Source organism: Micrococcus sp. KRD096, from assembly GCF_017168495.1.
Classification (GTDB): domain Bacteria; phylum Actinomycetota; class Actinomycetes; order Actinomycetales; family Micrococcaceae; genus Micrococcus; species Micrococcus luteus.
The window spans coordinates 1,021-8,481 of the sequence record NZ_JABFAY010000011.1; the positions used below are offsets into that span (position 1 = coordinate 1,021).

General features: G+C 62.8%; 6 protein-coding genes, 2 pseudogenes and 1 other annotated feature. Of the genes and pseudogenes, 1 reads left to right on the forward strand and 7 read right to left on the reverse strand.

The window, feature by feature from the left end; all coding sequences use genetic code 11:
- The 5 genes and pseudogenes from J1M41_RS04935 to J1M41_RS04955 form a co-directional block, all read right to left on the reverse strand.
- A partial coding sequence (locus tag J1M41_RS04935; RefSeq protein ID WP_083555093.1) for a transposase occupies positions 1-256 on the reverse strand: 256 nt, incomplete at its 3' end.
- A 169-nt stretch (positions 257-425) separates the two neighbouring features.
- Positions 426-859: pseudogene (locus tag J1M41_RS04940) on the reverse strand (transposase); the annotation flags it as partial.
- Positions 453-581 (reverse strand) — a sequence feature (AL1L pseudoknot). It overlaps the preceding pseudogene by 129 nt.
- Before the next feature lie 53 nt (positions 860-912).
- Positions 913-1,595: pseudogene (locus J1M41_RS04945) on the reverse strand (IS5 family transposase); the annotation flags it as partial.
- A gap of 473 nt (positions 1,596-2,068) precedes the next feature.
- Positions 2,069-3,709: a DUF262 domain-containing protein gene (locus J1M41_RS04950; RefSeq protein ID WP_206451283.1), complete on the reverse strand. Its 1,641-nt coding sequence runs from the start codon at positions 3,707-3,709 to the stop codon at positions 2,069-2,071.
- Positions 3,706-4,041, reverse strand: coding sequence for a hypothetical protein (locus J1M41_RS04955; protein ID WP_206451284.1), 336 nt, complete (start codon positions 4,039-4,041; stop codon positions 3,706-3,708). The genes J1M41_RS04950 and J1M41_RS04955 overlap by 4 nt, the downstream gene beginning before the upstream one ends.
- A gap of 105 nt (positions 4,042-4,146) precedes the next feature.
- Here J1M41_RS04955 and J1M41_RS04960 point away from each other — a divergent pair, with 105 nt between their 5' ends.
- Positions 4,147-4,356 (forward strand): hypothetical protein, encoded by a 210-nt coding sequence (locus tag J1M41_RS04960; protein ID WP_206451285.1) that lies wholly within the window; start codon positions 4,147-4,149, stop codon positions 4,354-4,356.
- 55 nt (positions 4,357-4,411) lie between these two features.
- On the opposite strand, the gene dnaB is transcribed toward J1M41_RS04960, so the two are convergent.
- Together dnaB and J1M41_RS04970 are read right to left on the reverse strand one after the other, a co-directional pair.
- Positions 4,412-5,740 carry a replicative DNA helicase gene (dnaB, locus tag J1M41_RS04965; RefSeq protein WP_206451296.1) on the reverse strand — a complete coding sequence of 443 codons (1,329 nt, stop codon included), beginning with the start codon at positions 5,738-5,740 and terminating at the stop codon, positions 4,412-4,414.
- Positions 5,741-6,382: 642 nt separating this feature from the next.
- Entirely contained in the window at positions 6,383-7,321 is a 939-nt protein-coding gene (locus J1M41_RS04970) for a LysR substrate-binding domain-containing protein (protein ID WP_206451286.1), read from the reverse strand.
- Between the last annotated feature and the right edge of the window lie 140 nt (positions 7,322-7,461).

Sequence of the window (7,461 nt, forward strand, 5' to 3'; positions counted from 1 at the left end):
CGGCGGTCAGCGTGGCCAGCACCGTGTCCCATGTGCCTTTTTCGGCCAAGCGCCGATGCCAGGTCCACACGGTCTGCCAGGGCCCGTAGACCTCGGGCAGATCCCTCCAAGCGATTCCGCACCGGTACCGGTAGATGATCGCCTCCACCATGGTGCGGGCGTCGGCGAACGGCCTGCCGGCGCGGCCGGTCCGGGTCGGGAGCATCGGGGCGATCAACTCCCATTGGGCATCGGAGAGCATCTGGAACCGGGACATGTCCCCAGGGTCTCAGCTGACTCGTGCATCTATTCTCAGACACGCCCTAGGCGCATGTGTCAGAGCCAGTTGGGTGCTGCTGGACAGAGGTGCCAGGGTGCGATCTTGCTTGACAGGGTTGCCCATCATCGCGCTCGACGGATTCGTCGATCCGGCCTTCTCCAACCGCGCGCGTCTTGGCCGCGTAGTACGTGCTCGGTGCGATCTGTGTGCCTGCCGCGGACAGCGTGGCGCAGATCGGCTCGACACCGAACTCGTGCTTGTGTTCGTCGATGTAGTCCACGATCAGCGCTGTGGGCGGTCGAGCTCCGCCGCGAAGAAAGCCGACGCCGAGCGCAGGATCGCGTTCGCCCGCCGTAGTTCACGGTTCTCCTTCTCTAGCTCGGCCACCCGGGCGGCTTCGCTGGTCGTGATTCCGGGGCGGTGGCCGTGGTCGATCTCGGTTTGGCGGACCCAGTTGCGCAGCGTCTCGGGATTGATCCCGAGCTGTTCTCCCACACGGCGGAACGCTCCGGTCCTCGTGGCGGGGTCTTGACGGGCTTCCAGAGTCATCCGCGTGGCGCGTTCGCGGAGCTCGTCGGGGTACTTCCGTGGTGCTGGCATGCTCTGCATCCTTCCGTTGGATCAGAGCCTCCACCAGACCCGGGGCGATTCAGGCCCTGCTGGTCGGCCGGCTCAGGGATGACCGCCTTGATCCGGCGGGCACGCAGATGGGCGCGGATCGCCCGGGAGGAAGTATGCCTTGTCACCCAGCACGGCCTCGGGGCGGGTCCGGGGCCGCCCTACCGGCCGTGCCACACGCAGCTGTTCCAGCAGGGGCAACAGCATCGGGGAGTCTCCTGCCTGGCCTGGGGTGATCAGGCTGAACAGCGGCATCCCGGCGCCATCGACGAGCTGATGGATCTTCGTGCTCAACCCGCCACGAGAGCGCCCGATCCCGTGATCGGCCGCCTCCTCACGCAGATTCTTGTAACTCGATCCATCCCCCTGTGTGCCGGGTAGTGTTCGTCGCGTGCTGGTGAGCGCGGGCGATCGTGGAGTCCACCGACACCGACCAGCCCACCAAGCCCTGCGCGTCAGCGGCGGCGGTCAGCTTTGTCAGCACCGTGTCCCAGGTGCCCTCGGCCGCCATCCGGCGGCGCCAGGTCCACACGGTCTGCCAGGGCCCGTAGACCTCGGGCAGGTCTCTCCAGGGAATCCCGCACCGGTACCGGTAGATGATCGCCTCGACCATCGTGCGGGCATCGGCGAACGGCCTGCCGGCGCGGCCGCTCCGGGTCGGGAGTATCGGGGCGATCAGCTCCCACTGCGCATCGGACAGCGCCTGGAACCGGGACATGCGCTCCAGGGTGTCAGCTGGCCCCTGGGTTCATTGTCAGACACGCCTTAGATTCTCCCGCTCACACAGCGCCTCTCTGGCCGATGAGGTGCTCACGGTGATCGGGAACATACACGGGACGCAGGGCAACTGACAGCACCCGTCGGTAGACCATGGCCCGCCCCTTAGCGCGCGGGCCACCTCGGCGGCCAGCCGCTCAAGCTCGGCCCCAGAACCGCTGGTGCAAGGACCCCGTGCAGCTTGCGCACGTGACTGCCGCCGCCCAGGTTGATCTTGACCAATGGCGGCGCGGGTCCAGAACTAACCCTCTACCTTCACGGCGAAGGTGTCCGCACACTCAGAGGACCACGTCCTCCAAGACGACTACCGTGGCGAGTAGATCCCTACCTTATTTCCGATGATCCTCTGGGTGTCGAGGATGATCAGGTCCTTAGCATTAGGGATTGCCTGGTTGCGAACGGTCCATATACAGACTATGAAATGACCTCAGCGTGGCGGAACGCTACCCGGACATCAACTTGCACGTCCTGCTCCACCACCAAATGCAAGACTCCAGCCTCTACCCTCACAGCCTCGCCAGAGTCGCACATATCTTCAAGCTGATCCACATCCACGTCCGGCGGCTCATTCATCGAAACACTAGCATTCAGGGTAGCCAGACCCGATACAACGCCCACGTACTCCTGTGTTTCCTCGTGGAACTCCACAACCGACCATTCGAGAGATGCATTATCAGCCTCAATGGAGGAGACGGTCAAATCCGCTAGACCGGCAACTCGAGAAAATTCCTTCAATCGAGGAAACTGCTCCTGGATGACAAAAGCGGACTCCCCCGCGAAGCCCTTCAAGTACTCGACAGCGGCATCAATGGCAGCATTTGAAACAGCCTCGTCATCGTCATCATAAATATCCTCGTAAAATTCATAACCACTGTCGGTCGTAGAATGCTGAGAATCATACTCCGATGTATACGGCACTGGACGATCGCCGATCTCATCACGCAACACGAGATCCAGAGCATTATCGCGACGCACACGATTCAGACGGTCAGAAGCAGCACGCTCGACAGCATCGAGATACCTTACCGCCGTTGAATCTTCGGCCTCCGTCGCAATACTGCCAGATTTCCGCATGGAGCGCACCTGGGAGACCTTAAGGGAAAAGTCTTCAATCGACTTGACAAGGCTATCTGCACTCTCGCTTGGGTCCAGATAGTCCGCCCTAAGAAGCAAATAAATCAGAAGTGAATAAGCATCAGACTTATTTCGAAACCGTGTCTTCTTAAGGCGGGGGGTGAATTCCGAGAGCATCTCTCGGACGCGATCGAAACGCCGGCCGAATTCCGTCAGGGCCTCGTCATTCGATACAGCATCAGCCATCCGCTGATACAAGGAATCAAGCGACTCCTTTTTATTAGGAAAGGACTTAGTGGAAACGGCCTCGAACACCTCAGCACAGAACTCAAAGTGCTTCAGACGCCGCACATCGTTCGGAGAAAAGATACCCCAGTCGCTAAGAATTCTATCTTCGGCAACATTCTTTATGAGCCTAGTAAATGCATTTCTGTAAGTAGCATTTCTGAGCTCGGACTCATTCAAGCTAACAACAGTTGTATTCAGCCGTCGAAATATATCACGCAACTGCCCTTCGTCCAGGTAGTCCGGCAGATCGCGTACCGCGAACTTGAAGCTCCTCAGGCGTTTGCGGTATTCATCCGGCAAGTCGGTGAACTTCTTACCGCGGCAACCATCCAGAAACTTAGAGTCGTCCGGCAGATGAAATTCTCCGCGCACAAAATGTATGCACGCTGTAATGCGTTGCTGACCGTCAACTACGACTGTCGACTGCATCCCTTCACTGTCAGTCTTATACTGAACAAACAATTCGGGAACCGGAACCCCCCGAAGCATCGAATCGATAAGGAGCGCCTTTTGTTCGTCGCTCCAGACCACCCCACGCTGAAATGGTGGCTTCAAAACCAGCTTTGACCGCGCCCGGCCTTCAGAGATGCCCACGCCAAATTCATCAGAAGAATCAGCCAAGTCGATAAAATCTTGAAGGGATTTTGTCCCTACTGATGCTGGCAAGGGGGGATTAAACTCAATTACTGTCATTTTTTCACCTTAATTAGCATGGCCATGGCGCCTTCCTGAACATAGTTACGCAATGACCACATGTCACGGAATATCCAAAACTTTGCGGTTATATTCCTGTTTATCAATTCCGAGGCGCGGGCCGAAAGTTTGTTTGCCACTCCTCCCCAATCTTCTCCCAGAGTGGGAGAACTAAGAAGAAGGTCGGCCCTGAAGCATCCATCAAATATTCTGTTTCGCGTCATCGTGTAGTCCTTCTTAGCGCCCTCCTCGAGGCCACGCCTAGCATGTCGATACTTCCTCTGCATATCGCGCCATGCAGCCTCGAACTTCAGCTCAGAAATAATTGCCATATCAATATCCGAAGCAGTCCCAAAGAGCCTGGGTGACCCCCCCTCCGATATCTTACCGGGATTCAAGCTAAAACCCAAAGATCCCGACCCCGTGCACCAGATGTCATGAAACTCAACTTCCAACAGTTCGGCCGCAAAATCGCGAAAATTAGCAAAGTCGTCCGCAGCAAGAAAGAACGGGCTATGGTTCAAGAACGATCTATTTATCCATCCCGGCAGATCGGCTTCGCCAAGACTCGAGAACGTATCCAAATTTCTTATGGCAATACTGTAATCGAGCCTGGAATCGCGCTGACCAGAGAATTTGTTTTTTGACATATCTTTCACACTATTCCCGCTAATATTTTATGACAGGGGCGCTGCCCTGGCTCTAGAACCTGCCCGAGCCCCCGCCATCCTGTGCGAGGTTGCTGAACCGACTGTAGTGCCCCTGGAACCCCACCACAATGGTTTTCGTGGGCCCGTTGCGGTGCTTGGCCACGATCAGGTCCGCCTCGCCGGCGCGCGGTGACTCCTTGTCGTACACGTCCTCGCGGTGCAGCAGGATCACCATGTCCGCGTCCTGCTCGATCGAGCCGGACTCGCGCAGGTCGGACACCTGCGGCCGCTTGTCCGTCCTCTGCTCACTTCCACGGTTCAACTGGCTCAGCGCGATCACCGGCACGTCGAGCTCCTTGGCCAGCAGCTTGAGGGCACGGGAGAACTCGGCGACCTCCTGCTGACGGGACTCGACCTTCTTGCCCGAGCTCATGAGCTGCAGGTAGTCCAGCACCACCATCTTGAGGTTGTTCTTCTGCTTGAGCCGCCGGCACTTGGCGCGGATCTCCATCATGGTCATGTTCGGGGAGTCGTCGATGAAGAACGGCGCCTCGTTCAGCCGCCCCACGGTCGCCGCGATCTTGGACCACTGGTCGTCCCGGATGGTGCCCTTGCGCAGGTCCTGCAGCGCGATCGTCGCCTCGGCGCTCAGGAGCCTCATGGCGATCTCGTTCTTGCCCATCTCGAGGCTGAAGAACACGGTGGCCATGTTGTGGTGGATGGCCGCGGCCCGCGCGAAGTCGAGCGCGAGCGTGGACTTGCCGACGGCGGGGCGCGCCGCGATCACGATCATCTGGCCGCCGTGCAGGCCCTGCGTCAGCTCGTCGAAGTCGTAGAAGTCGGTGGGGACGCCCGTCAGGCCCTCCCCCTGGTTGCCGGCCGCCTCGATCTCGTCGACGGCGTGCTCCATGATCTCCGCGAGGCGCACGTAGTCCTCGGACTGGCGGTTCTCCGCGACCTTGTAGATCTCGGACTGCGCCTCGTTGACGATCTCCTCGACCTCGCCGTCGCCCTGATATCCCAGCTGGGTGATCTTGGTGCCGGCGGTGACGAGGCGGCGCAGGACGGCCTTCTCCGCCACGATCTCCGCGTAGAAGCTCGCGTTGGCGGCGGTGGGCACGGACTGGATGAGCTCGTGCAGCACGGCGGGGCCGCCCACGCGGCTGAGCTCCTGGCGCTTGTTCAGCAGGTCTGCCACGGTGACGGCGTCCGCGGGTTCACCGCGGCCGTAGAGGTCGATGATCGCCTCGTAGATCATCTCGTGGCTCGGCCGGTAGAAGTCGTGGCCGCGCAGCAGCTCCACCACGTCCGCGATCGCGTCCTTGGAGAGCATCATGCCGCCCAGCACCGAGCGCTCCGCCTCCAGGTCCTGGGGCGGCAGGAAGCGTTCAGAGGAACGGCCGCCGTCGTAGGAGCCCGAGTCTCCGTAGTTCTCAGTCAACGTCCGGAGACTCCCTTCCCACAGCCCGCACGACGGCGGCCCTCGCCGGTCTTCCCGGCCCTGATTCCTCTGTTGTCACCGCCCGTGCCGCCGCACCCTCCTGCAGGCGGATGGCGCGACGGTCCCCGGGGCGACGGTCCGAGCGGATGCGCGCCTGTCAGTGGTCACCTGCGGCCAATACCCGCCCTCGCGTTGGGGATACCACGCGACACTACGCGCGCCGTGGAGGCTGGGCAACCGCGTTTCCCACAGGCCTTGTGGACAACGTGTGGATTCGGCGGCGTGTCGTGTGGATCGCCTGGGGACCACGCTGGGGACAACCGCGCGACCACTCCCAGAATCCGGCTCTGACCTGGGACGATGCGATCTCCAGGGCTGTGGAGGAAGTTTCTCCACCCCCCTCTCGGCCCCGTCGATCCAACTTGACAGCACCCTCGTTTGCGCCCTCATCACACCGCCTGGTACAGGCCTATCCACACCGTCGTCCACACCCTCCACATCTGTGGACAACTCCTGTGGACAAGGTGCCCGGATCTGGGGACGGCGAAGTTGACAGCGTCTGTGCACGGCCGGCATCGCAGGTCAGCGCGGCCTCTCCCGGCCGTCCTGGCCGTCGACGTCGCCCGGTCCCTCGCCACCGAGCAGGGCCGCCGCGATGGCCACCACGCGCGCGACGGCGGGGTCCCCGCGGCCGGCCCGCCAGATCAGCTGCACGTCCAACGGCGGCCCGGCGTCCTCCAGTTCGGCCCAGCCGACGGCCTCGCCGCGGATGTTCTCCCGCACCGAGTCCACGGTCAGGGCCACCCCGACGCCGGCGTCGACGAGCACCACCTGGGACCACGAGTCCGGGGCCTGCTGCGCGATGCGCGGCACGAAGCCGGCCGCCTGCGCGAGCGCGGGCAGCCGGGCGCCCAGCGCGGAGGCGGGCCCGCCGGGGATGGTGATCCAGCGGTCCTCGGCGAGGTCCGCGAGCGCCACCGTCCCGGCGCCCCACAGCCGGTGCCCCGGGGGCAGGGCGACCACGAGGCGCTCCTGGGCGAGCACCAGGGCGTCGACGGCGGGCGGCAGGTAGTCCCACCGGCCGAGGCACAGATCGAGCTCCTCCTCCAGCACCCGTTCGAGCCCCTGCGGCGAGAAGTGCGCGCTCTCCAACTCGAGCCGCAGCCCCGGCGCCCGCGACTGCACCTCACGGGCGAGTCGCGCCACGGGCCGGATGGCCGACGCGCTGGCGAAACCGAGACGCACCCGCCCCGTCTCCCCCGCGACCGCACCGCGCACGGCCTCCCCCGCCCGCTCGGCGGCGTGCACCAGGTCCTCGGCCACCGGCACGAGCGCCTCCCCGGCGGGCGTCAGCGCCACCTTCCGCGTCGTCCGGTCGAACAGGGCCGCGCCGAGGCTGCGCTCCAGCCCTTTCACGAGTCGGCTCAACGCGGGCTGCGTCAGGTTCACCCGCTGGGCCGCCCGCCCGAAGTGCAGCTCTTCGGCGACGGCCAGGAACGCCCGTGCGTGGTGGACCTCCACGTGTCCTCCTCTCCCGGCCTCCCCGGGCCGCCCGGCACCGATGACTCCGGCGCATCAGTGGGCCGCGCAAGAGTCATTGGACGGAATGAAAGCACGGTGCTTGGGTGGGATGCATCGTCGTGTCGTCCGCCACAGTGAGG